Source organism: Nakamurella leprariae (genome assembly GCF_016918035.1).
Classification (GTDB): domain Bacteria; phylum Actinomycetota; class Actinomycetes; order Mycobacteriales; family Nakamurellaceae; genus Nakamurella; species Nakamurella leprariae.
In genome coordinates, this window is sequence record NZ_JAERWK010000006.1 from 43,413 (window position 1) to 68,447 (window position 25,035).

Annotated in this window: 18 protein-coding genes and 1 tRNA gene; 9 read left to right on the forward strand and 10 right to left on the reverse strand. The window is 72.0% G+C overall.

The genetic code is table 11. The features are described 5' to 3' along the window. Nucleotides 1–19: 19 nt before the first annotated feature. The gene (locus JL106_RS04315) at nt 20–1,327 is read right to left on the reverse strand and encodes an NtaA/DmoA family FMN-dependent monooxygenase (RefSeq protein WP_205259471.1); all 1,308 of its coding nucleotides are present in this window, start codon (nt 1,325–1,327) and stop codon (nt 20–22) included. 101 nt (nt 1,328–1,428) lie between these two features. Continuing rightward, nucleotides 1,429–2,745, reverse strand: a complete 1,317-nt coding sequence (locus JL106_RS04320; RefSeq protein ID WP_205259472.1) for an NtaA/DmoA family FMN-dependent monooxygenase — start codon at nt 2,743–2,745, stop codon at nt 1,429–1,431. Nucleotides 2,746–3,236: 491 nt separating this feature from the next. Here JL106_RS04320 and JL106_RS04325 point away from each other — a divergent pair, with 491 nt between their 5' ends. The 9 genes from JL106_RS04325 to JL106_RS04365 all read left to right on the forward strand — a co-directional run bounded on the left by JL106_RS04325 (nt 3,237) and on the right by JL106_RS04365 (nt 15,011). Then, entirely contained in the window at nt 3,237–4,568 is a 1,332-nt protein-coding gene (locus tag JL106_RS04325; protein ID WP_205259473.1) for an MFS transporter, read from the forward strand. Between the two features lie 55 nt (nt 4,569–4,623). Further along, entirely contained in the window at nt 4,624–6,759 is a 2,136-nt protein-coding gene (locus JL106_RS04330) for a TerD family protein (protein WP_205259474.1), read from the forward strand. Nucleotides 6,760–6,807: 48 nt separating this feature from the next. Continuing rightward, complete coding sequence (locus tag JL106_RS04335) at nt 6,808–7,515, forward strand: gamma-glutamyl-gamma-aminobutyrate hydrolase family protein (protein WP_205259475.1); 708 nt, start codon at nt 6,808–6,810, stop codon at nt 7,513–7,515. A gap of 155 nt (nt 7,516–7,670) precedes the next feature. After that, nucleotides 7,671–9,188: an HNH endonuclease gene (locus JL106_RS04340; protein ID WP_205259476.1), complete on the forward strand. Its 1,518-nt coding sequence runs from the start codon at nt 7,671–7,673 to the stop codon at nt 9,186–9,188. Between the two features lie 51 nt (nt 9,189–9,239). Further along, nucleotides 9,240–10,049 carry an FAD binding domain-containing protein gene (locus JL106_RS04345; RefSeq protein ID WP_205259477.1) on the forward strand — a complete coding sequence of 270 codons (810 nt, stop codon included), beginning with the start codon at nt 9,240–9,242 and terminating at the stop codon, nt 10,047–10,049. After that, nucleotides 10,046–12,805, forward strand: coding sequence for a molybdopterin-dependent oxidoreductase (locus JL106_RS04350; protein ID WP_205259478.1), 2,760 nt, complete (start codon nt 10,046–10,048; stop codon nt 12,803–12,805). The genes JL106_RS04345 and JL106_RS04350 overlap by 4 nt, the downstream gene beginning before the upstream one ends. A gap of 53 nt (nt 12,806–12,858) precedes the next feature. After that, nucleotides 12,859–14,154, forward strand: coding sequence for a DUF4032 domain-containing protein (locus tag JL106_RS04355; protein WP_205259574.1), 1,296 nt, complete (start codon nt 12,859–12,861; stop codon nt 14,152–14,154). 97 nt (nt 14,155–14,251) lie between these two features. Next, nucleotides 14,252–14,872 carry an HdeD family acid-resistance protein gene (locus tag JL106_RS04360; protein ID WP_205259479.1) on the forward strand — a complete coding sequence of 207 codons (621 nt, stop codon included), beginning with the start codon at nt 14,252–14,254 and terminating at the stop codon, nt 14,870–14,872. A gap of 66 nt (nt 14,873–14,938) precedes the next feature. Next, a tRNA-Thr gene (locus tag JL106_RS04365) sits at nt 14,939–15,011 on the forward strand. Nucleotides 15,012–15,026: 15 nt separating this feature from the next. On the opposite strand, the gene JL106_RS04370 is transcribed toward JL106_RS04365, so the two are convergent. The 8 genes from JL106_RS04370 to JL106_RS04405 form a co-directional block, all read right to left on the reverse strand. Then, nucleotides 15,027–16,937 (reverse strand): VanW family protein, encoded by a 1,911-nt coding sequence (locus tag JL106_RS04370; RefSeq protein ID WP_205259480.1) that lies wholly within the window; start codon nt 16,935–16,937, stop codon nt 15,027–15,029. A 183-nt stretch (nt 16,938–17,120) separates the two neighbouring features. After that, nucleotides 17,121–17,690: a helix-turn-helix domain-containing protein gene (locus JL106_RS04375; RefSeq protein WP_205259481.1), complete on the reverse strand. Its 570-nt coding sequence runs from the start codon at nt 17,688–17,690 to the stop codon at nt 17,121–17,123. Between the two features lie 346 nt (nt 17,691–18,036). Then, nucleotides 18,037–20,367 (reverse strand): bifunctional alpha,alpha-trehalose-phosphate synthase (UDP-forming)/trehalose-phosphatase, encoded by a 2,331-nt coding sequence (locus JL106_RS04380; protein ID WP_205259482.1) that lies wholly within the window; start codon nt 20,365–20,367, stop codon nt 18,037–18,039. A gap of 74 nt (nt 20,368–20,441) precedes the next feature. Continuing rightward, the gene (locus JL106_RS04385) at nt 20,442–21,011 is read right to left on the reverse strand and encodes a peptide deformylase (RefSeq protein WP_205259483.1); all 570 of its coding nucleotides are present in this window, start codon (nt 21,009–21,011) and stop codon (nt 20,442–20,444) included. A 55-nt stretch (nt 21,012–21,066) separates the two neighbouring features. After that, nucleotides 21,067–22,143 (reverse strand): LacI family DNA-binding transcriptional regulator, encoded by a 1,077-nt coding sequence (locus tag JL106_RS04390; RefSeq protein WP_205259484.1) that lies wholly within the window; start codon nt 22,141–22,143, stop codon nt 21,067–21,069. 17 nt (nt 22,144–22,160) lie between these two features. Then, on the reverse strand, nt 22,161–23,069 hold the full coding sequence (locus JL106_RS04395) for a metal ABC transporter permease (RefSeq protein ID WP_205259485.1): 909 nt from the start codon (nt 23,067–23,069) through the stop codon (nt 22,161–22,163). A 2-nt stretch (nt 23,070–23,071) separates the two neighbouring features. After that, nucleotides 23,072–24,001: a metal ABC transporter ATP-binding protein gene (locus JL106_RS04400; RefSeq protein WP_205259575.1), complete on the reverse strand. Its 930-nt coding sequence runs from the start codon at nt 23,999–24,001 to the stop codon at nt 23,072–23,074. Between the two features lie 48 nt (nt 24,002–24,049). Beyond that, nucleotides 24,050–25,027 carry a metal ABC transporter solute-binding protein, Zn/Mn family gene (locus JL106_RS04405; protein WP_205259486.1) on the reverse strand — a complete coding sequence of 326 codons (978 nt, stop codon included), beginning with the start codon at nt 25,025–25,027 and terminating at the stop codon, nt 24,050–24,052. Nucleotides 25,028–25,035: the final 8 nt, after the last annotated feature.

Consider the following 25,035-nt stretch of genomic DNA (forward strand, 5'->3'; position numbering starts at 1 on the left):
ACGGTCCGCGGCTGACCCCTCAGCCGAAGGACCGCATGTTGTCCCGGAAGTGCTGGTGCGCGTAGCCGGTGCGGATCAGGCCGCGGCGCCGCAGCTCGGGGCACAGCCCCTCGGTGATCTCGTGGATGTACTGCCGGCTGGTCGGCTGGGCCAGGAACATGAAGCCGTCGCCGCCGACGTACTCCATCGCCTTGTCCATCTCGTCGGCGATGTGCGACGGCGTGCCGACCAGCTCCATGCTGGCCACCCGCATCGAGCTGGCCGCGTCCTTGATGGTGCGACCGCCGAACGCCTGCTTCCAGGTGTCGAACGTTCCCTGGTGGCCGTTGGTGGTCACCTCGTCGGGGATGGGCAGGTCGGGATCGAGCACCGAGAAGTCGATCTCCATGATCGCGCCGAAGTGCACCATCTGCGTCTCGAACAGGTGCTGCCGGTCCGCGAGCATCTCGTCCCGCTTGCCCAGCGCCTCGTCCATGGTGCGGCCGATGATCGGCTGTACCACGAAGAACACCTTGACGTCGTCCGGGTCCCGGCCGAAGAACTCGGCACGGGCCCGGATGTCGTCGCGGTACTCCTTCATGCCGTCCAGCCCGTTGGGGATGCACAGCAGCATGTCCGCGTTCTTGGCGGCGAAGTCGCGGCCGCGGGGCGAGGCACCGGCCTGGCAGATCATCGGGCGACCCTGCGGACTGCGCGGGGTGTTGAGCGGGCCGCGGACCTTGAAGTGCTTGCCGACGTGGTGGATCGGGCGCACCTTGGTGTGGTCGGCGTAGTAGCCGCGCTCGGCGTCGGCGACGATGGCGTCGGGCTCCCACGAGTCCCACAGCCGGGTCACGACGTCGACGAACTCCTCGGCGATCTCGTAGCGCAGGTCGTGTTCCGGCAGGGTGTCCATGCCGAAGTTCTGCGCCGCCCGGTCCTCGCTGGAGGTGACGATGTTCCAGCCGACCCGCCCGCGGGTGACGTGGTCCAGGGTGGAGAAGGTGCGGGCCAGGGTGTACGGCGCGGACAGCGTGGTCGACGCGGTGGCGACGATCCCGATGTGCTCGGTGGCGTACGCCAGCATCGAGACCACCGGCACCGGATCGAGTTTCGGCGCGTACAGCGCGTGCTTGAGCTCGAGTTCGGCGGTTCCGGCGTAGATGTCGGACACCATCAGGGAGTCCTCGAGCATCATGAAGTCGAACCCGGCCCGCTCCATGTCCCGGACCATGTCGACGTAGTACCGGGCGTCGGTCCAGCTGATGGCGTCCTCGGACCAGCCACTGCGCCAGTCCGGGGCGGTCAGGTTGCCGAACCAGCCGAGTCGGAACGGATCTGCGGCCACGGGTCCTCCAGGCGTGCACGGGTGGGCATCACGGTCGCCCGTCCCGCCCGGCGGTTCGAGCGGGACGGGCATCCGTGACGGGCTGAGTGGGTGGGACCGGCTCAGAAGGCGAGCAGGTTCTCCCGGAAGGTGACGTCGTCGAACCCGTCACGGATCAGGCCGCGCTTGCGCAGCGCCGGGCTCAGCCCGTCGGTGTACTCGGCGATGAAGCGCCGGTTGAGGTTGGTCGGCTGCCAGATCAGGAAGCCGTCACCGCCGACCTCGTCCATCAGCTCGCCCATCTTGGCCGCGACGGTGTCGGGCGAGCCGACCAGGCCGAGATCGTTGATCTGGCGCTGCGTCTTGATCGCCTCGCGCAGCGTCTTGCCCTCGCTGCCCTCGAGCAGCTTGCGCATCGAGGACTGCTCGCCGTTGCCGATGAGATCGGGCACCGGGCCGTCGAGATCGAACTGGCCCCAGTCGACGACGCCGCCGCTGGCGTACGTCATGCCCCACAGCGCGTGCTCGATCGCCTCGTCGGTCTCGGAGGCCGCCTGCCGCTCCCGGTCCCGCTGCCGGGCGTGCTCGTCGGACTCGCCGAGCTGCGGGGTCACCAGGAACATCACCTTGAGGTCGCCCGGCTTGCGACCGTGCGCGATCAGCCGGGCGTGCATGTCCTCGCGGAACGCCTTCATCTGCTCGGCGTTGTGGCCCAGCGCGAGCATGGTGTCCGCGTACTGGGCGGCCAGTTCGCGGCCGGGGATGGAATTGCCGGCCTGCCCGACCACCGGGCGGCCCTGCGGGCCGGGCTGGGTGCTCATGGGCCCGCGCACCTTGAAGTACTTGCCCTCGTGGTCGATCCGGTGGACCTTGGTGTGGTCGACCAGCATCGGGGTCTCCTGGTCGCCGACGTAGGCGTCCGGCTCCCACGAGTCCCAGAGCTTGGTGACGACCTCCATCCACTCCTCGGCCATCCGGTACCGCTCGTCGTGCTCGAGGTGCTCGTCGTAGCCGAAGTTCTGGGCCACGCGGTGGGTGACCGAGGTGACGACGTTGATCCCGGCCCGTCCCTCGGTGAGGTGGTCCAGCGTCAGCATGAGCCGGGCGGCGGTGAACGGCGCGTACTGGATCGTCGACATGGTGTTGATGACACCGATGTGCTTGGAGTGCTGGGTCATCAGCGGGACCAGGGGCAGCGGGTCGTTCTTCGGCGCGAACGCACCCCGCGACAGCGAGAACTCCGACGACCCCTTGTAGGTGTCCTCCACCACGGCGGTGTCCTCGATGAACACGAAGTCGTATCCACCGCGCTCCAGGGACGACGTGAGATCGCGGTACCAGTCGGGCTTCGACCAGTCGTGCACGGCGGAGCCGTCGAACTGGCCACGCCACGGCTGGATACCGAAGCCCTGACCGAGGAACCAGCCGAGATGGAACATGCGCACACCTTTCCGTGGCCGAGAGCGGCCGGTCAGCAAGTCGGTCGGCCCCGCACCGGGCACGAGCGCAGCGAACCGCTGCTGCGTGACCTGGGTGCAACCGCCGGATGCCAGGCCGGTTTCGCCGCTCGGTCGCGCCGGTCGGCCGCGCTGAGCTGCGACGTCGGCGGCCTGGACGGCGGTTCGCGCCGGTTCCGGGCGCCCTGGCGGTGTCGATGAGCCTGTCGCTGCTGGGCACTGGGATCCGGCTGGTCGCGGTGGTCTGGCAGGTGGTCGCCGCCTGGCCGACTGCGTCCCGCAGCGGCGGATGCTGCTGACGGCCGAGGTGGTGCGGACCGTGGTCCTGCTGCCGGCCGACCCGGGAAAACCCGTGGTGCCCGATGCCTGTCTCCCGACAGGATGGTCGGTATCACCGGGCGCATCGGGCGACTCCGGGCACCGATGCTCCGGCGACACCCGCCGGAGCACGGACGAAGGAAGGATCGTCGATGATGGCGCGGCTGCCGAGCGTGCTGCGGCCGTTGCAGGAGGGCGGGTACCGCTGGCTCGCGGTGTCGCTGTGCCTGTCGCTCATGGGTGGCGGCGTCTGGCTGATCGCCGTGGTCTGGCAGGTCGTCGCGATGGACGGCGGCCCGACCGCGCTGGCCGTCGTCACCACCGGGACCGCGATCGGCATGATCGCCACCACCCTGCTCGGCGGCGCCCTGGCCGATCGCATTCCGCAGCGCCGGATCATCGTGGTCATCGAGATCGTCCGCGCCGCCGCGGTCGGGCTGGGCGCGGTGCTGGCGCTCACCGACTCCCTGCCCTGGTGGGTGCTGGCCACCGTCGCCGTCATCAGCGGCTGCATGGACGGGTTGTACTACCCGGCCTACTCCGCGTTGCTGCCCGCCCTGCTGCCCGCGCACCGACTGCTGGCCGCGAACGGGCTGGAGGGCATGCTGCGGCCCGCCCTGGCCCAGGCGGCCGGCCCGGCCCTGGCCAGCGCGCTGGTCGCGGCCTCGTCCCCGGGCCTGGCCATGCTCGCCAGCGCGGTGGCGTCGGCGCTGGCCGCGTGGGCGGTGCTGCGGGTGCCGGCCACGCCGGTGCGCCGGGACCTGTCCGCGGACGGGGACACGCGTCCGGCCCGGGCGATGGCCAGGGACGTGGCCGTCGGCTTCCGGTACATGCTGCGCACGCCCTGGCTGCTGGGGACGCTGCTGTTCGCCTGCCTGATGGTGCTGGCCATGATGGGTCCGTTCGAGGTGCTGACCCCGTTCGCCATCCGCGACCAGGTGGGCGGTGGACCGGCCGAGCACGCGCTGCTGCTCGCGGCCTTCGGGGTCGCCGGTGCGGTGGCGTCGTTGATCACCGGATCGGTGCGGATGCCGCGGCGCTACCTCTCGGTGATGAATCTCAGCTGGGGCATCGGCTCGATCCCGCTCATCGTCTTCGGCATCGCCACCGACCTCTGGCCGATGGTGGTCGCGGCGGCGATCCTCGGGGCGATGTTCAGTGTCGGCTCGGTCATCTGGGGCACGTTGCTGCAGCGCCGGGTCCCGCCCGAACTGCTGGGTCGGGTGTCCAGCCTGGACTTCTTCGTGTCCCTGGCCTTCATGCCGCTGTCGATGGCGCTGGCGGGCACGGTCGGCGAGGCGATCGGCGTGTCCACCGTCTTCTTCATCGCGGGCATCGCGCCGCTGGTCATCTGCGTCGCCGCGATGGTGATCTTCCGGATGCCGGCGGACGAGATCGCGCACCCGTTGGATGTGAAGGAGGCGGCCGACGGCTCGGTCACCGACCGGTCGCCAGCAGTGGTGACGCAGCGTTCGGAATCGTTCTGACGATCCGTCGGGACGAGCGACAGCCAGGCCGCTCGTCCCGACGTATGTTCCGGCGATGGCGAACCAATGGCTGATGAAGGGCCAGAACGTTCCGCTGGAGTCCGAGGTCACCGACCTGACCGGTCGGGTGCACTGGACGACCGGTGGACCCAGCGCGACCGTCGACGTGATCGCGCTCCTCGTGGGTGACGATCGCCGGGTCCGCTCGGACGCCGACATGGTGTTCTACAACCAGACGTCGACGCCGGACGGCTCGGTCACCCACGCCCAGCAGCTGATCAGCGACGACAGCGGTTCCGACGCGGTCGCGCTGGACCTCGCGGTCGTGCCCGACGACGTCCAGGCGATCGTCATCGCGGCCAGTTCGGACGCCGAACTGGCGGAACTCTCGACCTTGGAATGGCACGTCGAGCAGGGATCCGGCGAGGCGATCGCGGGCTACCGGGTCGACCAACTGACGACCGAGCGTGTTCTTGTGCTCGGTGAGGTGTACCGGCGCAACGGAGGCTGGCGCCTCCGCGCGGTCGGCCAGGGCTGGGAGGGCGGGCTGGCCGGCCTGGCCACGGATTTCGGCGTCCAGCTCGACGATCAGAACGCGGAGGACGGCGGGGCGGCCGGCCAGGTCGAGGCGGACGACGGCGTCCTGGTGGACGGGTCGAGCGATGCGGATGCCGACGTGGTGGCCGAGGATCCGGCGGAACCGCGGGCGGTGGCTCCGGCCGACGCCGACGCGCCGTCCGGAATCGCCGCCGTCATGCCGGACGTCCCGAGCAGTCGCGAGGACCGTGGCGGTTCGTCAGAGCGACGCTCCAGAGCTCGCAGTTCCGTCCGACCCAAGCGGGTCGCCACCCGTCGCGTCACCGTGCCTCGGCCGGCGTTGGCGGGCGGCGATCAGTGGCAGTCCTCGCGCCTGTTCTCGGTGTACGGCGTCGGCAGCACCGACGAGCAGGAGAAGCGGGCGACCTCGGCGTTGCTCTGGGCGCTCTCGGCCGTCCGTCCGCTGGGCCGGGCCCTGACCGCCCGGGCCGGAGCCCCGGCCGGAGCGATCGAGACCTTCACCGAAGTGCAGTTCAGTCTCGGTGATCACAAGGTCATTCCCGATGGCATCATCCGTGCCGCCCGCGCCGGCAGAGTGTGGACGGCCTGCGTCGAAGTGAAGACGGGTGACGCCCAACTGCAACGGCCGCAGGTCGAGTCGTACCTGCGACTGGCCAGACGACAGAAGTTCGACACCGTCCTGACCATCTCGAACCAGGTCAGCACCGATCACGACCGACATCCGGTCGAGGTCGCCGAGAACCTGCTGAAGAACGTCCGGCTCATCCACATCTCGTGGTCCGAGGTGATGCACGAGATCCGCATGCTGGTCGAGCACCACGCGTTCACCGACCAGCTCGAGGTGTGGATCCTCAGCGAGTTGCTGCGGTACCTGGAACACCCGAAGTCCGGAGCGATGTCGTTCCATGACATGGGCCCCGACTGGGTCAAGGCCCGTGACGCGGCGAAGGCGTCGACCCTGCGGCCGGGCGACGCTGCGGCGGTGTCGGTCGTCGACGGTTGGAACCGGCTGAGCCGGCAGCTGCGGCTCAGCCTGACCGCCCGGCTCGGCGTTCCGGTGCGGCAGGTACTCCCCCGGCGCATCGCATCCGACGGGGCGCGCCGTGACCGGGAGTACATCGAGCGCCTGGCCGGCGCCGGCGAACTGTCCGCCACGTTCTCCGTGCCCGACGCGGTCGGTCCGATCACGGTGACCGCAGACCTGCGGACGAGTGAGATCCGGTTGGTCGTCAGCCTCGATGCCCCGAAGGAGGGGGCGCTGACCCGGCGAGTGTCGTGGTTGACGCGCCAGCTCAAAGAGTCTCCTGGCGACCTCCTCGTCGAGGCACAGTTCTCACCGCATTCCGAGACCACCTGCGAGCGACTCGCCGACGTCCGCGAGAAGCCGGGTGTGCTGATCCCCGGGAAGGACTGGGAACCCGACGCCTTCACCCTGCGGTGGACCCAGCCGATGGGCACGAAACGCTCCGGCGTCAAGGGGGGCTTCGTCTGGAGTGTCACGCACGCCCTGGACGAGTTCTACTCGCAGACGGTGGAACACCTGCGGCCGTGGACTCCACCACCGCCGCAGCTCCCGGAGGGCTCCGCCTCGGCGGATCTCATCGAGGACGCCGGGGACGACGCGACGGGCTGACTGCCCGCATCCGCGATCGCAGCGATGGCACTGGCAGGATCGGCGGGCATGACGCGTCCGGTCATCGGCATCAGCACCTACCGGACCCACGCGACCTGGAGTCGGTGGCAGGGGGTCGAGGCGGCGGTGCTGCCAGCCGCGTACGTCGACGCGGTGACCGCCGGTGGCGGCACTGCCGTCCTCATCCCGCCGCTGCACCCGGCCGACTCGGCCGGCGCGCTGCTGTCCCGGTTGGACGGGCTGGTGCTCGCCGGCGGCTCCGACGTGAACCCGAGCCGGTACGGACGCATCGCCCACCCGGCCACCCATGGCTGGCACGATGACCGGGACGTCTCCGAACTCGCCCTGCTCGACGCGGCCGCCGACCTCGATCGACCGGTGCTGGCCATCTGTCGGGGCATGCAACTGCTGGCCGTGCACGCCGGCGGTCATCTGCACCAGCACGTCCCTGATGTGGTCGGGCACCCGGGCCACCGGCCCGAGAACTCGAGCTATGGGCCAGTGACCATCCGGATCGAGCCGGAGTCCCGGCTGGCCGGGATCCTGTCGCCCCCACCCGTCACCGTCCCGTGCCATCACCACCAGGCGGTGGCCGACCACCCACGCCACCGGGCCACCGCCTGGGCCGCGGACGGGCTGCCCGAGGCTCTCGAGCTGCCCGGCGATCGGTTCGTCGTCGGCGTCCAGTGGCACCCCGAGGTGAGCGACGACCGGCGGCTGTTCGCGGCCCTCGTCGCCGCAGCGAGGTCCGCCTGAAGGGCGGCCATGACCGCGGATGGGCCGGATGCGCAGCCGCACATCGTCTGTTCGGCGGTGATCGACCTATTCGTCAGTGCGACGGCTGCAGCTCCACCCGTTCGATCATGTGGACAACCTCGATCACCGCTGCTCATCGCCGTATGATCGAACACATGTCGACCACCATGGTGCTCGCGCCGGCCGCCCCGGCCGGGGTTGCCGCGTGGGTCGACGCGCTCGCCAGCACAGGACCGGACGGACTCGATGGGCACGCACTCGTCGAACTCATCTCCGCCGCGGAGACGCTCAAGGCCGCGGCCGCGTCACTGCAGGCCCGCGCCACCACCGCGTTGTTGGACCAGCAACTCACCACCTCCGACCAGTCTGCTTCGGCCAACGAGCCGGGCGACGCGGCCAAACGCCGCCGGGTGGCGGTGCGACGATCCGTCGGAGCGCAGGTCGCGCTCGCCCGGCGGGTCTCACCCGCCCAGGGCGGTCGGCATCTCGGGTTGGCGTTGTCCCTGCGCGACGAACTGCCCCGTCTCGCGTCCGCGCTGCGCCGCGGCGAGGTCAGCGAGTGGAAGGCCACCCTCGTCGCCCGGGAGACCGCCTGCCTGACCCGCACCGACCAGCGACAGGCGGACGAGCAGTTGGCCGACTCGTACGTGGGTCTCGGCGACCGCGCCGTGGCCGCCGAAGCGACCCGGATCGCCTACCGACTCGACCCCAAACAGGCGGTCGCGCGGAACGCCAAAGCCCACCACGACCGGCGGGTCAACCTCCGCACGGCGCCGGACTGCATGACCTACCTGACCGCGCTGCTGCCGGTCGTGCAGGGCGTCTCCGTGATCGCGGCGCTGCGGCGGCACGCCGACACCGTGTTCGCCGCCGGCGACGAGCGTGGCCGCGGGCAGGTCATGGCCGACGAACTCGTCGCCCGCATCACCGCCGGCGCCGCCCCCGCCGCCGCCATCGTCGAGACCACCGACGACGACGGCTCCGCCGACGCTGACGTCAGCGAATTGCCCACCGTGCCGGCCGGGCTCGACCTGACCATCAACCTGATCATGACCGACCGCACCCTGCTCGACGGCGACACCGAACCCGCCGTGATCGTCGGCCACGGACCCATCCCCGCCAGCCTCGCCCGACACCTGATCCGCCAAGCCCCCGAATCCAGCCGAGTGTTCATCCGGCGGCTGTTCACCGACCCGATCGGCAACCTGACCCACGCGGATCCACGCAGACGCCGGTTCGCGTTCTTGGACCGGCAGTTCCTCATCGCGAGAGACCAGACCTGCCGAACACCCTGGTGCGATGCGCCCATCCGCCACGCCGACCACATCCAACCCCACACCGACCAAGGCCCCACCCTGCTCGACAACGGCCAAGGATTGTGCGCCCGCTGCAACCTCACCAAAGACCACGACAACTGGCACACCACCGGCACCGGCCCGACCACCGTCATCACCACCCCCACCGGCCACCAGTACGCCAGTGCCCCACCGGCGCCGCCACGGTCGGCGCCATGGGGCATCCCGACCACCTCATGTGACAGCCGTGTTTCGAGTGCGTTCCTGTCGGTTGATCTCGGGTCGATCGCGCCGGTGGCTGCCCGCCGACGGGGTAGTTTCTCGAGCGGCGCCACCCCGGTCGCCGTGCCGGACACCCGCCAGGAGATCGACCCGTGAGCCAGCCGACCGCCCGCCGCGCCGACTGATCGCCCGCGCCCAGAGATCACCGTGGACATCAACACCGTCACCGGTTATCGGCGACCCACCCGACGATCCGAACTCCTGCCCCTGGCTCCCGGTGAGGCCGTGCTGGCCGGCGGCAGCTGGTTGTTCTCCGAGCCGCAGCCGGGCGTGCAAGGGCTGGTCGACCTCGACGGCCTGGGCTGGCCGTCGATCACCGACGGCCCCGACGGGCTGACCATCGCGGCCACCTGCACCATCGAGACGCTTGCCGCCTGGCCGCGGAGCCCGCAGCGGCCGGCCGTCGCCCTGTTCCGTCGCTGCGCCCATTCGCTGCTGGGGTCGTTCAAGGTGCACCGCGTCGCCACCGTCGGCGGCAATCTCTGCATGTCGCTGCCGGCCGGCCCGATGATCTCGCTGACCACGGCCCTCGACGGCACCGTGCAGCTGTGGTCGGGCGACGAGCCCGACCGCCTCGTGCCGGTCACCGAGTTCGTCCTCGCACCGCTGACCAACGCACTCCGCCCGGGTGAGGTGGTGCGCTCGATCCACCTGCCCGACCTGGCGCTGCGGGCGCGCGTGGCCTTCCGGCAGCTGTCCCTGTCCCCCGTCGGCCGGTCCGCCGCCCTGCTCATCGGCCGGGTCGACCCCGATGGCTCGACCGTCCTCACCGTCACGGCCGCCACCCCGGCGCCGGTGCAGCTGCGCTTCCCCGCCCTGCCCACCGCCGCCGAACTGGACGACGCGGTCGCCACGATCGATCCCTGGTACGACGACCCGCACGGCACCCCCGACTGGCGCCGCGCCATCAGCCGTCGGCTCGCCGCCGAGATCCGGGACGAGCTGGAGCAGGCATGAGGATCAACGACCACCCGCTGCCCGCCGACACCGTCGCCCCCCGCCCCGGCCAGTGCCTGCGCACCTATCTGCGGCAGACCGGTCACCTGGACGTCAAGAAGGGGTGCGACGCCGGTGACTGCGGCGCCTGCACCGTCCTGGTCGACGGCCGGCCGGTGCACTCCTGCATCTACCCGGCCGTCCGCGCCACCGACCACGACGTCACCACGGTCCGCGGGCTCGGCGGCCCCGACGACCTACACCCGGTGCAGCAGCGGTTCGTCGCCGCGGCGGGGTTCCAGTGCGGGTTCTGCACCGCCGGCATGGTGGTCACTGCCGCCGCGCTGCCCACCCCGGGCGACGACGGCCCCGAGGGCGAGGTGGAGCGGCTGTTCAAGGGGAACCTGTGCCGCTGCACCGGGTACCGGTCCATCCGAGACGCCCTGGCCGGCATCCCCAACGTCGAACCCCCCTGCGGCAAGAGCGGTGTCGGCGTCAGCACGGCCGCTCCCGCCGGTCCGCGCATCGTCACCGGGACCGAGCCGTACACCATGGACGTCGCCCCCGGCGACCTCCCGGCCGGGCTGCTGCACGCCGTTGTCCTGGGCAGCCCGCACCCGTCCGCGCGCATCATCCGGATCGACACCACCGCCGCCGCCGCGGTTCCGGGCGTGCACGCGGTCCTGACGCACGACGACGTCCCGGCCACCCTGTTCAGCACCGGGCGTCATCAGATCCGCCTGGACGACCCCGACGACACGCTGATCATGGACCCGGTGCTGCGCTTCCGCGGCCAGCGGGTCGCCGTGGTCGTCGCCGAGACGGTGGCCGTGGCCGAGCACGCCCGCGCCCTCATCGACGTCGAGTACGAGCTGCTGCCCGCGGTCTTCACCGTCGCGCAGGCCATGGCCCCCGGCGCGCACGCCGTGCACGGCGACAAGGACGCCACCGCCTCACGGATCACCGACCCGGCCACCAACCTGGTCGCCGAGCAGCACGGCGAGGTCGGCGACGTCGCCGCCGGGCTCGCCGCCGCCGAGGCCGCCGGCGGCGCCACCGTCGCCGGCACCTGGCGGACCGGTCGCATCGCGCACGGCCAGCTCGAGACCCACGGCAGCATCGGCTGGCTCGACGAGACCGGCCGACTGGTGCTGCGGACCAGCACCCAGGTGCCGTTCCTGGTCCGCGACGAGCTGGCCCGCATCTTCGGTCTGGACCGGGACGGGGTCCGCGTGTTCGCCACCCGGGTCGGTGGCGGCTTCGGCGGCAAGCAGGAGCTGCTCACCGAGGACCTCGTCGCCCTGGCCGTGCTGACCACCGGGCGCCCGGTGCAGTACGAGATGTCCCGCACCGACGAGTTCACCATCGTCCCGTCCCGGCACCCGTTCACCGTCACGGTGCACGCCGGGGCCACCGGCGACGGGGTGCTCACCGCACTGGCCGTCGACGTGCTCACCGACGCCGGGGCCTACGGCAACCACAGCCCGGGCGTCATGTTCCACAGCGTCCACGAGTCCATCGGCCTGTACCGGTGCCCGAACAAGCGGGTCGATGCCCGCTCGTACTACACGAACACGTTGCCCTCCGGTGCCTTCCGCGGCTACGGCCTCGGGCAGGTGATCTTCGCGATCGAGAGCGCGCTGGACGACCTGGCCCGCCGGCTGGGTCTCGACCCGTACGACCTGCGCCGCCGCAACGTGGTGGTGCCGGGTGACCGGATCATCGCCGACTCCGACCACCCGGACGACCTCGAGTTCGCCAGCTACGGCCTCGACCAGTGCCTGGACCTGGTGCAGCAGGCCATGTCCAGGCCCGGCGGCGTGCCGGCCCCCGACGGGGACGACTGGTCGGTGGGCGACGGCATGGCCACCGCCATGATCGCCACCATGCCGCCGCGCGGTCACCACGCCGACGCCACCCTGACGCTGACCCCGGACGGCCGGTACCGGATCGCCATCGGCACCGCGGAGTTCGGCAACGGCACCACCACGGTGCACCAGCAGATCGTCGCGTCCACCCTGGGCACCACCGCCGACCGGATCGACATCGTGCAGTCGGACTCCGACGTGGTCGGGCACGACACCGGGGCGTTCGGCTCGGCCGGGACGGTGGTGGCCGGGCGCGCGCTGGCCGCAGCGGCCGAGGCACTCAAGGTGCAGGTGCTGTCCTTCGCGGCGTCGCTGCGCGCCGGACCGGGCAGCCCGGGCGACGACGGCGAACTCGGCCCGGACGGTGTCCGGTTCGGGGAGCGACTGGTCCGGCTGACCGACATCGCCGCGGCTGGGCCGGACGGGCGGCTCACCGCCACCGGCCGGCACGACGGCACGCCCCGGTCGCTGGCCTTCAACGTCCAGGCGTTCCGGGTGGCCGTGCACCGTGGCACCGGTGAGGTCCGGATCCTGCGGTCCGTGCACGCCGCCGACGCGGGCGTGGTCGTCAATCCCGAGCAGTGCCGCGCCCAGGTGGAGGGCGGCGTCGCCCAGGCCATCGGCAGCAGCCTGTACGAGGAGATCCACGTCGACGACGTCGGCACCGTGCTGACCAGCACCTTCCGCAATTACCACATGCCGCAGATCGCGGACGTACCCGTCACCGAGGTGCTGTTCGCCGACACCATCGACCCGCTCGGCCCGTTCGGGGCCAAGTCGATGAGCGAGGCGCCGTACAACCCGGTCGCCCCGGCGCTGGCCAACGCCATCCGGGACGCGGCCGGGATCCGGCTACCGGAACTTCCGCTGTCCCGCGACCGGGTGTGGCGGGCGATCGACTCGGGGTGAGCAGCCGGTGATCAGCCCCGTCCTGGCCGCTGTGCCACGCTGGTCGGGTGCGCATGCAATTCGCCACCGGGCCGGATCCCACCGACCTGCTGACGCTGCCGTGGTCGACGCCGCTCGCCGAGTGGCCGCGGGAGAAGCTGGTCAGTCTGCCGCGCGGCATCTCCCGGCACGTGGTGCGGTTCGTGCGGATCAGCGGCATCGTCTACGCGATCAAGGAGATCGACCCGGTCCTGGCCGACCGGGAGTACGCCCTGCTGCGGGACCTGGCCCGGCTGAGCCTGCCCGTCGTGCAGGCCATCGGGGTGGTCGGCAACCGCACCACCGTCGACGGCGACCGACTGGACAGTGCCCTGGTCACCAAGCACCTGCGGTTCTCGCTTCCCTACCGCGCGCTGTTCTCCCGGCGGATGGACGGCGACCTGGAGCCCAAGTTGCTGGACGCGCTGGCCGAACTGCTGGTCCGGCTGCATCTGGCCGGGTTCGCCTGGAAGGACTGCTCGCTGTCCAACACGCTGTTCCGCCGGGACGCCGGCGCGCTGGCCGCGTACCTGGTCGACGCCGAGACCGGGGAGCTGCGGTCGTCGCTGTCCGAGGGACAACGCCGCAACGACCTGGACATCGCCGAGACCAACCTGGCCGGTGAGCTGCTGGACCTGCAGATGTCCGGACTGCTGCCGGAGTCGGTGGATCCGATCGACACCGCCACCTCGGTGCTCCGCCGGTACGACCGGCTCTGGGCCGAGCTCACCGCGCCGCAGACCATCGGGGCCGGCGAGTGGTGGCGGATCGACCAGCGGCTGCGCCGACTCAACGACCTCGGCTACGACGTCGCCCAGATCACCGTCAACGAGCAGCAGGGCGAGCCGCAGATGCTGGTGCAGACGCAGGTGGTCGAGGCGGGGCACCACCGGCGCCGGCTGTACGACCTCACCGGCCTGCAGGTCCAGGAGAACCAGGCCCGGCGCATCCTGAACGACCTGGACACCTACCGGTCCCAGGCTGTGCTGCCCGAGACCGACGTCGAGGAGGAGACGGTCGCCCGGCACTGGTTGTCCGACTGCTTCGAGCCGACCATCGAGCAGATCCCGCCCGCGCTGGTGGCCAAGCTGGAACCGGCCGAGGTGTTCCACGAGGTGCTCGAACACCGGTGGTTCCTGTCCGAGGCGGCCGGGCGCGAGGTCAGCCTGGCCGAGGCGGCCACGTCCTACATGCAGAACGTGCTGCGGCACCGACCGGACGAGAAGGCGTTCCTCGAGCCCAGCCTGATGGGTCTGGGGGGCGAGGTGAACGGGGAGGGCGGGGCCGACGACGCGGACCGGTCCTGGGGCGGCACCGACCCCACCCCCTGACCCGCCCGCCGGATGCTCTGTCGCGAATGATCACGCAGTGTCACAATGCCTGATCGAGCGCCGTTCGGCGCCGCCTCGTTCGTCCTGGGGGACCGCTATGACACGACCGTTCGACATCAGTTCGCAGGTGACGGCGACCGCCCGCCAGTTCTGGTGGCTGCTCCTGGTTCGCGGCATCTTCGCCGTCATCTTCGGCATCATGGCCGTCGCGTGGCCGGGCATCACCGCGCTCGCGCTGGCCTTCGTCTTCGGCATCTACGCGATCATGGACGGCGTCGCCTCGATCGTCCTGGGCTTCCAGGAGCGCAAGGCCGGCGAGAAGTGGGGCGCGACCATCGTGCTCGGCGTGCTGTCGATCGTCGCCGGCATCATCGCGCTGGTCTGGCCGGTCATCACCGCGCTGGCCCTGCTCTACGTGGTCGCGTTCTGGGCGATCATTGCCGGCGTCATGTCGATCGCCGGCGCGTTCGGACTGCGCAAGGCCGGTATCGGGCACTGGGGCTGGACGCTGGTCTTCGGCATCCTGTCGGTGGTCTTCGGCCTGGTCCTGCTGATCGGGAATCCCGTGTCGGGGATCCTGGGCCTGATCTGGGCGATCGGCATCTTCGTCATCGTCGAGGGCATCGCCCTGATCGCCGGCTCGTTCGCGGTCCGCAGCCTGGGCAAGTCCGGCAGCGGAGCGGCCGCCGACACCCGCACCACCCCCGCGGCGAGCTGAGCTCGCGGGTGGCCGGACGGTGCGGCGAGCCCCGTAGTCTGTCCGGGCCACCCGCGGGGGTGGCACGCCGCCGTGGCGCAACTGGTAGCGCACCCGACTTGTAATCGGGCGGTTGGGGGTTCAAGTCCCCCCGGCGGCTCTGCTCCGTCCTGCCTCAGCCCGTCGGCGTGGCCGCGTCGGCCGGCGCCGCCGGCTCCGTCGCCCCCGGTGTGGCCGGGGTGCCTTCCGGAGTGGGCGTGGGGGTCGGCGTCGGCGTGGGCGCCGGGGTGGGCGGCGGCGAGCAGACCACGTTCTGCTGGCCGTTGTACTGGGTGGTGAAGTCCTCGCGCCGCAGCTCGGTGCCGGCCAGGTCCCGGATGATCCGGGTGTTCACCACACTGAAGCCCTGGCTGCCGGACGACGGCGAGCAGGACTGGCCGTACGGGATCACGATCCGCGGCGCGGCCGTGTAGTCGAACCGGTCGCTGGAGATCGACTCGACCTCGACGTGCTTGGTGCCCCACAGCCGGACCGTGATGGAGCTGGACGTCCACTCCGTCTGGATCAGCACGCCCGTGTCGTAGTCGTTCGAGAAGGCCAGGTCGATCACCCCGTCGTACACGGTCGCCTCGCGGCCGGCCGGGTAGCGGGAGATGTAGAACGAGTGCGGGGTGTGCGTCACGTCGCCCATGCCGGCGAAGTACGCCGCGTTGTACAGCGTGGTGGCGAACTGGCTGATGCCGCCGCCGACCGCCCTCGACAGCGCGCCGTCCTGGATGACCGCTGCGGACACGTAGCCCTCCGCGGACGTCCGCGGGCCGGTGAACTCGTTCAGCGAGAACGTCGCCCCCGGCGCGACGAGCGCGCCGTTGACCCGCTCGGCCACCACCCGGATGTTGACGCCCGAGTCGCCGGCGAATCCGCCGGTGGTGAACTCGCCGATCGGCTCCTTGATCCCCCAGGCCTGCACCTGGGCGGTGGTCAGGGCGGGCGCGGTCACCTGGTAGGCGACCGCGGCGGTGTGGGTGGGCGCCGGCCCGGTCAGGGCGGCCTGGATGGCCTGGTCGGTGGTGGCCCAGTCGACGGTGCGGCCGTCCTGGGACGGCGTCACCTGCGGCGCCCCGTTCACCAGCGCCACCCCGGCGTTCTGCGGTGCCGCCTGGGTGGCCTCGATCGGCGCGGTCAGCGGCTGGCGCACCGCGAGGGCGTCCAGCGCAACCGTCCAGCCGTCGCCGGCGTCCGGGCCGACGGTGACGGCCGCGGCGATCTCCTCGGGTGACCGGGACCAGCTCGTGCCCTCGCCGGTGACGGTGAGCGGCGTCGAGAGCATCGCGGTGAGCGTGGCGGCGGCCTCCTGGGTCCGTGCCACAGAGGCCCGCACCGGCACCACCTGCATGGGCAGTTCGACCTGGTGGAACGCGTCCGAGCCGGCCAGCCACGCGGTCCGGACGGTGCCGACCGTGGCCGGGACGTCGAGCGTGACGCCGGTGCGCGGCTCGGTGACCTGCACCTGCGCGCCGGCCAGGGTGATCGCACCCTCGACCGGCGGGGTGTCCAGCGTGGCCTCCGTCCGGGTCGCCCAGTCGGTCAGTGCGGTCTCGTCGACGGCGGCCACCGGCGCGACTTCGTGGGACGAGAAGAAGGACGTCAACCGCGACCACGGACTCGCCGAACGTTCACCGGCGGCGGCGACGGTGGCCGCCACGTCGTAGCCGAGGCCGGCGTCGGTCGGGACCAGGGTGACCGGACCGTTCGGAGCGGTCACCGTCAGCGGTTCCACCCACGGACCCTGCGCGAGGACGGCGGACACCTGCTGCTCCGCCTCGGCCGGCGTCAGCCCACCGACCTCGACCCCCGCGATGGTGGTGTTGCGCTCGATCGTGCCGCCGGTGCGCAGCAGGTCGACCAGGTACACGGCACCGAGCACGACGAACACCGCTCCGACCACCACGGCGATCACCGCACCGGCCGGCCAGCGACGGCGGCGCGGCGTGGGGTCCTCCGGTCCCGTGGGGTCCTCCGGTCCCGAGGGGTCGACCGAGGGGTCGTCGACCTGGGACTGGTTGATCTCGGTGCCGTCGGTCACGCCGCTCCCTGGTGTCGTCCTCGACCGTCGGGCGGGCCGCCCGGCGGTGCGCCCGACGACGATCATCGCAAAGATGACCGACACGGCACCGCGCTAGGACGCGCGCGCAGGGGTCACGGTTGTGCCCGGATGCGGACGGACGGTGACGAGCGGACCGTGACGGGCGGACGGTGACCGGAACGGTCAGCCGGAGGCGACGCGGGCGCCATGACCGTGCACGGATCCATCGGCCGCCGGGGGCTCGGCGTCGTCGTCCTGCCCGGTGGTCCCGGCGGCGCCGGACAGGATCCGGCGGCACTCGTCGGCGGTGACGCCCATGAGCGCGGCCAGGGCGGTGATCGCCCCGTCGTCCAGCGTCATCGCGGAGGCGGCGCCGCCACCGGTGCGGAGTTCGAACCAGCGGCGGACCGGCGCGAGCCGGTCGTCGTCGCCGTCCATCACCTCGGCCACGTCCACGGTGATCGCACCCTGGTGGGTGACCGGGACCGGCCAGCGGCCGATGCCGCGCTCGGCCATGGTCAGCAGCCCGCCCAGGTCCTCGCCCAGTGCGCGGGCGATGACCCACAGCACGTCGATGCGCAGCGACCGGTGTCCGGTCTCGTAGTTGGCCAGGGCGGCCTTGCTGACCAGCCCGCCGGTGCGGTTGGCCACCTCCGCCTGGGTCAGCTTCTGCCGACGACGGGACTCACGGATGGCTCGGCACACCGCGGCAGCGAACTGCTGCTGGGCTCGCGCGTCGTACACCTGGGACACGCCTGGGTTCCCCTGTCGGATCGGTTCGGCGGACATGGTCGGTGCTGGCCCGGGAGGCAGCCAGGAACAGCTCCGGCCTGGCGCCGGGACGCGCGAGCCGGTGCCATGCTCCGAACGGGGGTAACCGACCCTCAGAACCGTGCACGGCGCAGTATTTGTACCACAGCGCAACCAGAATCCAACCCTATTGGCGCAACGCCGGACTCGTTCTCACAGCTGGGCGATGCGCTGCGTGACTGACGGTTGTCGTTCCGACACCAGGAGTCGATCTTGCCACCACCCGTCCGGCTGACCCGGTGCCGTCGCCGAGCCCACCCGACCGGCACCACCGCGGGCACCGACCGGATCAGTCCTCGCCGGTCTCGGAGCCCGACCGTCGGCCGGCCGCCCGTTCCCGGGCCCCGGCCAGCACCCGCAGCACGTCGGTGACCCGGTCCGGGTCGGCCACCCGCACGTCCGCCGCCGTGCGTCCGGGGCCGACCTTGATGCCCAGGTCGGGTGCGGTCAGCACGCCGAAGGCGTTCTCGTCGGTGACGTCGTCGCCGATGTAGACGGTGGCGGTGATGTGCTCGGCGGCCGACAGCCGGCGCACCGCCCGGCCCTTGTCCGTGGTCACCACGGTGAGCTCGAGGACCTTCTTGCCGCGGAGCAGGTGCACACCGGTCCAGGTGGCCGGGTTCTCCTCCACCGCGGTGGTGACCGCGGCCGTGTCCGCCTCGTCCAGCCCGCGCAGGTGCACGGCGACTCCGGTCGGCTTGCTCTCCAGCCGCACGGCCGGGTACTCGGCGGTGATCTGCTGGAGTTCCAGCCGCAGCCGGGTCAACCGGCGCGACTCCTCCTCGCTGAGCCGCTGGGCGCCGTGGTCGCCGTGCGTCTCGGCACCGTGGCTGCCGATCAGGTGCAGGTGCCCGAGCGTGTCGGTGCCGGCGGCGGCACCGGGATCTCCGTCGGTCGCCCCCTGCGCTCCGTCGGCGACCAGCAGCTCGCGCAGCACGTCCAGCGCGCGGCCGGAGACGACGGCGACCTCGGTGCCGGGGACGGTGGCCAGTTGCTCCAGCAGCTGCATCGACTCGGGCAGCGGCCGGGCCGCGGCCGGGTCGTCCACGATCGGGGCCAGACAGCCGTCGAAGTCGGTGGCGACCAGCAGCCGGTCGACCTCGCTGACCTGGTTGAGCGAGGCGACGACGTCCTCCGGGAGCCGGGCCGCGGCCTCGGCGACGAGGTCGCGGGTCCCCTCCAGCGCGGACAGGAACGCCGCGGCCCACCGATCGACGTCGTGGGTGAGCACCTGCCGGCGCATCGTCCGCATCCGGCGCCGGGCCTCCACGTTGGACATCGACAGCGCCCGCCGCAGGCCCTCTTTCACCCCGTCCGTGTCGTACGGGTTGACCAGCAGTGACGTCCGCAGCTCGCGAGCCGCGCCGGTGAACTCCGACAGCAGCAGCACCCCGCCGCCGTCGACCCGACAGGCCACGTACTCCTTGGCCACCAGGTTCATCCCGTCCCGCAGCGGCGTCACGGTCATGACGTCGGCGGCGACGTAGAACGCGGCCAGGTCCTCCCGCGGCAGCGACTGGTGCATGTAGTGGACGGCCGGGAAGCCGATCCGGCCGAAGTCGCCGTTGATGGCGCCGACCCGGCGCTCGATGTCCTCGCGCATCCGGATGTAGGACTCCAGCCGCTCCCGGCTGGGTGTGGCGATCTGCACCATGACGGCGTTCTCCACCGACGGGTCGCCCTCGGCCAGCAGCTCGCCGAACGCCTGCAGCCGGACGTCGATGCCCTTGGTGTAGTCGAGCCGGTCGACGCCCAGGATGATCTTGTCCGGGTTGCCCAGGTCGGACCGCAGCTGCCGGGCCTGCTCGTGCACCTCCGGCGTCGCAGCCAGCGCGGACTGCCCCGCCGAGTCGATCGAGATCGGGAAGGCCCCGGCCTTGATCGTCCGGCCCTGGTGGTGCAGCACGGACCCGGAGCTGGTCGCGCCGGTGAGCCGGGTGGCCAGCCGGACGAAGTTGCGGGCACCGCCGGGCAGGTGGAAGCCGACCAGGTCGGCGCCGAGCATGCCGGTGATGATCTGGCTGCGCCACGGCAGCCGGGAGAACAGCTCGACCGGCGGGAACGGGATGTGCAGGAAGAAGCCGATCCTCACGTCCTCGCGCATCGCCCGGAGCATGGCCGGCACCAGCTGCAACTGGTAGTCGTGCACCCAGACGGTGGCACCCGGCGCCGCGACCTCGGCCGCCCGCTCGGCGAACCGCCGGTTCACCTTCTGGTAGGCGTCCCACCACTCACGGCGGAACTGCGACTCGGCCACGGCGTCGTGGTAGAGCGGCCACAGGCTGTCGTTCGAGAAGCCCTCGTAGTAGTCGGCGACCTCGTCGGCGGACAGGGTCACCGGATGCAGGTCGATGCCGTCGTTCTGCGTGGGCTCCAGCTCCACGTCCGGCTGGCCCGGCCAGCCGATCCAGGCGCCCCGCCGACGGGACAGGATCGGAGCCAGCGCGGTGACCAGGCCACCCGGCGCCGGCCGGGCCCGGGTGCTGCCGTCCGGCAGCTGCTCCAGGTCGAACGGCAACCGGTTGGCCACCACCACCAGGCTGGAGCCACCACCCCCCGAGCGCTGCTCGTCCTGCTCGTCCGGTCTGCTTCCAGCGGGGGTGGGACTGGGGTTCGACACGCGACAACCCTATCGGGGGGATCGCGGCGCCTCCCGGTCGCGCCGGAGCGCGACGGGCCACGGTCCGGACACGATCAGGCGAACGGGTCGGGATCGGTCCCGGGCAGCCAGGACAGTCCCGGCACGCCCCAGCCGTTGCGGCGCAGCGTCTTCTTGGCGTCCCGGGCGTACCGGCCCACCAGCCGGTCGACGTACAGGAACCCGTCCAGGTGGTCGGTCTCGTGCTGCAGGCAGCGGGCGAAGAAGCCGGTCCCCTCCACCTCGATCGGCTCGCCGTGCACGTCCTGCCCGCTGACCTTGGCCCAGTCGGCGCGACCGGTCGGGAAGTTCTCCCCCGGCACCGACAGGCAGCCCTCCCAGTCCGCGTCCGGGTCCGGCATCGTCTCCGGGCGGCCCGAGGTCTCCAGCACCGGGTTCACCACGTACCCGCGCCGCCGCACCCCGGGCCCGTCCGGACAGTCGTAGACGAACACCCGCCGCTCGTCGCCGATCTGGTTGGCGGCCAGGCCGGCGCCGTTCGCGGCGGTGTTCGTCTCGAACAGGTCGTCGACCAGCGTCTGCAGGTCGGCGTCGAACTCGGTGACGGGACGGGTCGGGCGGTGCAGGACGGGCTCACCGCAGATCACGATGCGACGGATGGACACGGCAGGCAGCGTACGGCGTCGCCGGCGGCGACCCGGCCGCGTCCGGCGGGGGCGCTCAGTACCGGGGCGGGGCGGTGGTCGGCCCGGGCAGGAAGGTGGTGGGCAGCACCATCCGCCGGCCCTGCGAGCGGCGGGCGGGGTCGAGCAGCAGCTTGCCCGCGTGCCGGCCCTTGTCCAGGAACGGCTGCACCACGGTGGTCACCCCGGCGTCCACCGCCGCCCGGATGCCGTCGAAGCCGGTCACCGACACGTCCTCCGGGACCCGCTGCCGGCGACGGGTCAGCTCGGCGATCACGCCCAGGGCCAGCACGTCCGAAGTGGCGACCACCGCGGTGACGCCGGGATCGGCGGCCAGCACCTCCGCGGCGGCCGAGGCGCCCGCCTCCATGGTGTGGTCGAACCGCTCCACCACCGGGACGCGGTCCCAGGAGACCCCGGCGGCCACGAATCCCTCGCGGATGCCGGCCAGCCGGTGCCGCTGCACGTGGTGCCGGGCGGCCTCCTGCCGGGTCAGGTCGGCCGGCCCGTCGTTGCGGTCCCGACCCAGCCGCATGCACACCACGCCGATCCGCCGGTGGCTCAGCCCGGTGAGGTGGTCGGCCACCTCCCGGGCGGCGGCGTGGTCGTCCACCCCGACCACGTCGACCCCGGCGGTGAACGGCTGGTCGCAGACCACGGCCGGCACCGGGCGGGCCAGCGCGGTGGCCAGGTACGGGTCGTCGTCGGACATCGAGTACGCGACGAACCCGTCGACCGCCGCCGCGGCGACCGAGGTGGCGTCGTCCGAGTCGGTGTCGGCCGGGACGAGCAGCAGCCCGACCTTGGCCTGGTCGCACTCGAGCGTCAGGCCCTCGAGGAAGGCCACGGCCGCCGGGTCGCGGAAGGCGTACGAGACGTGCTCCCCCAGCAGCAGCCCGATCGCGCCGGCCTTGCGGGTGCGCAGCGACCGGGCCACCGGGTCCGGGCCGGGGTAGCCCAGCCGGCGGGCAGCCTCCATCACCCGGCTCCGCAGCTGCGGGGACAGCTGGTCCGGCCGGTTGTACGCGTTGGACACGGTGGTGCGGGAGACGCCGAGCTCGGCCGCCAGCGACGCCAACGTGGCCGGTGGTCGTGATCGTCGCGAACGATCCATGAACAGCACGGTAGCGGTCAGCCGATCGGTGCCGGACCCCCGGTCCGGGTGTGCGCGTCGCCCGACGGCCTGGACCGGGTGATCCGTCCGTGGCGGTCCCGACGCCGGCCGAGCAGCCGGCACACCACCCAGATCAGGAACGAGATGGTGGTGACGTACGGACTGATGGGCAGCGAGCCACCCAGCGCCAGCAGGATCCCGCCCACCACCGACACCAGGGCGAACACGGTGGACAGCACCGGCACCCACAGCACCGAGGCGGTCACCCGCAGCGCCGCAGCAGCGGGGGTGACCAGCAGCGAGAGCACCAACAGCGCCCCGACGATCTGCACCGACATGGCCACGGTGAGCCCCAGCACGACCATGAACACCGGCGACAGCAACCGCACCGGAACCCCGCGCGCCGCAGCCATCTCCGGATCCACGCTGGCGAACATCAACGGCCGCCACAGCACCAGCAGCGCGGCCAGCACGACCACCGCGATCCCGGCCAGCCAGGCCAGCTGTGGATCGTCGACGGCGACGATCTGCCCGGTGAGCAGGCCGAACTTGTTGGCCGAGCGCCCCGGGTAGAGCGACAGGAACAGCACGCCCAGGCCCAGACCGAACGGCATCAGCACACCGATGACGGACGAGCGGTCCCGCGCCCGAACCCCGAGCAACCCGAGCAGCAGCGCCGCGGCCAGCGATCCGACGATGGAGCCGAGCACCACGTCCAGCCCGATGAGCAGGAACAGCGCGGCCCCGGCGAACGACAGCTCACTGATGCCGTGCACCGCGAACGGCAGGTCCCGGGCCATCACGAAGACGCCGATGAGCCCACCGATCAGCCCGAGCAGCGCGCCGGCCAGCAGCGAGTTGTGCACCAGGCCGAGCAGCTCGCCGTACCGCTCGAAGCTGAAGACCTTGTCCCAGAGGTCGTCCACGCTCAGCCCACCCCGAAACGCTCGTCGAGAGCATCGGCGTCGTGGGCGCCATGGTGGGCGGCGTGGTGGGCGGCGTGGTCGTCGTGCGACTGGTGCCCGGTGATGCCCTCGGTGGCGGAGACGACGATGACGCGATCCTGCACCCGGACCACGTCGACGGGAGCGCCGTAGAGCTCGGTCAGCCCGGCGGAGGTGAGCACCTCGTCGGGCGGCCCGAGCCGCCAGCGGCCGCCGGCCAGGTACAGCACCTGGTCGACGTGCTCCAGCACGGCGTTCACGTCGTGGGTCACGAACAGCACGGCGGCGCCGGTGCGGCGCCGCTGAGCGTCGATCAGGTCCGCGATCTCCCGCTGCCGGCGCAGGTCCAGCGCCGCCAGCGGCTCGTCGCAGAGCAGCAGGTCGGGATCCGCGGCGAGCGCGGCCGCGACCCGGACCCGCTGCAGCTCACCGCCGGAGAGCCGGCCGACCGGCATGTCGGCGAATGCGGAGGCGCCGACGGAGGTCAGCAGTTCGTCGACCCGGTGCCGGGCGGCGCGACCGGTCCGGCCGACGCTGAGCGGCAGGCCCCACCGGTGCCCGTCCAGGCCCATCCGGACCAGGTCCCGGGCCTTGATCAGGTTGCCCGACTCGAGCGCGACGCGCTGCGGGACGTACCCGACCCGGGTGCTGCCCCGGCGGACCGGCCGCCCGGCCACCTCGGCGGAGCCGGCGGTGAGCGGGAGCAGTCCGAGCAGGACCCGCAACATGCTGGTCTTGCCCGAACCGTTGGCGCCCAGCACGGCCACGAACTGACCGGCCGGGATCTCCAACGACATGTCCGACCACAGGGTGCGGTCACCGAACGACAGGGTCGCCCCCTGCAGCCGGAGCGCCGGAGCCGGCGTCCGAGACGTCACCGGCACCTCCCCGCTCTCGACCTCGCCGGTCATCATGCCTGCCGCCGGGGCCGGCGCCGCCATCCCCGCCGTGCCCACGATGCGTCAGGCCCCCAGTGCGGATCGCAACGCGTCGATGTTGTCCTGCATCCAGCCGACGTAGTCGGTGCCCTCCGGCAGCGTCTCGGTCACCTCGAGCACGGGGACGCCGGCCGCCGCGGCCGCGGCGGTGACCTGCTCGGTCTGCGCGCTGGTGGTCTGCTCGTTGTTGACCAGCAGCTTGATCTGCCCACCCTCGATCAGGTCCAGGGTGTCCTGCAGGACCAGCACCGGGACGTCGGTCCCGCCCTCGATGGCCTCGGAGAACGCCTCCGGCGTGAGGTCGTGCAGGCCGGCCGCCTCAGTCAGGTAGAGCGCGACAGGCTCGGTGATGCCGATGTCGGTGCCGTCAGCGGTGGCCTTGATGCTGTCCAGCTGGGCGGTCAGCTCGTCCAGCCGCGCGTCGAACGCCTGCGCATTGGCCCGGAACGTCTCGGCCGCCTCCGGGCGCAGCTCGGCCAGGTGCTCGGCCACGTCGTCGGCCACCGCGGCGACCGCCGGGAAGCTGTACCAGACGTGCTCGTTGAAGGCGCCGTGGTCGTGGCCGGCGTGCTCGTCCTCGGCGTGCTCGTCGGCGTGGCCGTCGCCCTCGAGACCCGAGACCTCGACGGCGTCGATCACCGGGGCGCCGGTGCCGGACGCGTCGACCAGCCGGGTCATGAAGTCGTCGTAGCCGCCGCCGTTCATCACCACCAGCGCAGCGTCGGAGACGGCCAGCTGGTCCTGGGCGCTGGGCTCGAACGAGTGCGGGTCGGCGGACGGCTCGCTGATGATCGCGGTGACCTCGACCTGGTCGCCGCCGACCTGCCGGACGACGTCGCCCCACACGTTGGTGGAGGTGGCGACCAGGACCGGGCCGGTGCCGGGAGCCGGCGAGCTCGAGGGGCTGCTGCTGCCTGCATCACCGGAACCGCAGCCGGCGAGCAGTGCGACGGCACCTGCCGCGGCGATCCCCGTGACCAGTGCCCGTGCCCTGCCGACCATGTGCGCGC

Bases quoted from the DNA above. Each gene is read 5' to 3' on its own strand.
- JL106_RS04320 (WP_205259472.1), bottom strand. From the start codon at position 2,745: ATGTTCCATCTCGGCTGGTTCCTCGGTCAGGGCTTCGGTATCCAGCCG.
- JL106_RS04325 (WP_205259473.1), top strand. From the start codon at position 3,237: ATGGCGCGGCTGCCGAGCGTGCTGCGGCCGTTGCAGGAGGGCGGGTAC.
- JL106_RS04330 (WP_205259474.1), top strand. From the start codon at position 4,624: ATGGCGAACCAATGGCTGATGAAGGGCCAGAACGTTCCGCTGGAGTCC.
- JL106_RS04335 (WP_205259475.1), top strand. From the start codon at position 6,808: ATGACGCGTCCGGTCATCGGCATCAGCACCTACCGGACCCACGCGACC.
- JL106_RS04340 (WP_205259476.1), top strand. From the start codon at position 7,671: ATGTCGACCACCATGGTGCTCGCGCCGGCCGCCCCGGCCGGGGTTGCC.
- JL106_RS04350 (WP_205259478.1), top strand. From the start codon at position 10,046: ATGAGGATCAACGACCACCCGCTGCCCGCCGACACCGTCGCCCCCCGC.
- JL106_RS04355 (WP_205259574.1), top strand. From the start codon at position 12,859: ATGCAATTCGCCACCGGGCCGGATCCCACCGACCTGCTGACGCTGCCG.
- JL106_RS04360 (WP_205259479.1), top strand. From the start codon at position 14,252: ATGACACGACCGTTCGACATCAGTTCGCAGGTGACGGCGACCGCCCGC.
- JL106_RS04390 (WP_205259484.1), bottom strand. From the start codon at position 22,143: ATGGATCGTTCGCGACGATCACGACCACCGGCCACGTTGGCGTCGCTG.
- JL106_RS04400 (WP_205259575.1), bottom strand. From the start codon at position 24,001: ATGATGACCGGCGAGGTCGAGAGCGGGGAGGTGCCGGTGACGTCTCGG.
- JL106_RS04405 (WP_205259486.1), bottom strand. From the start codon at position 25,027: ATGGTCGGCAGGGCACGGGCACTGGTCACGGGGATCGCCGCGGCAGGT.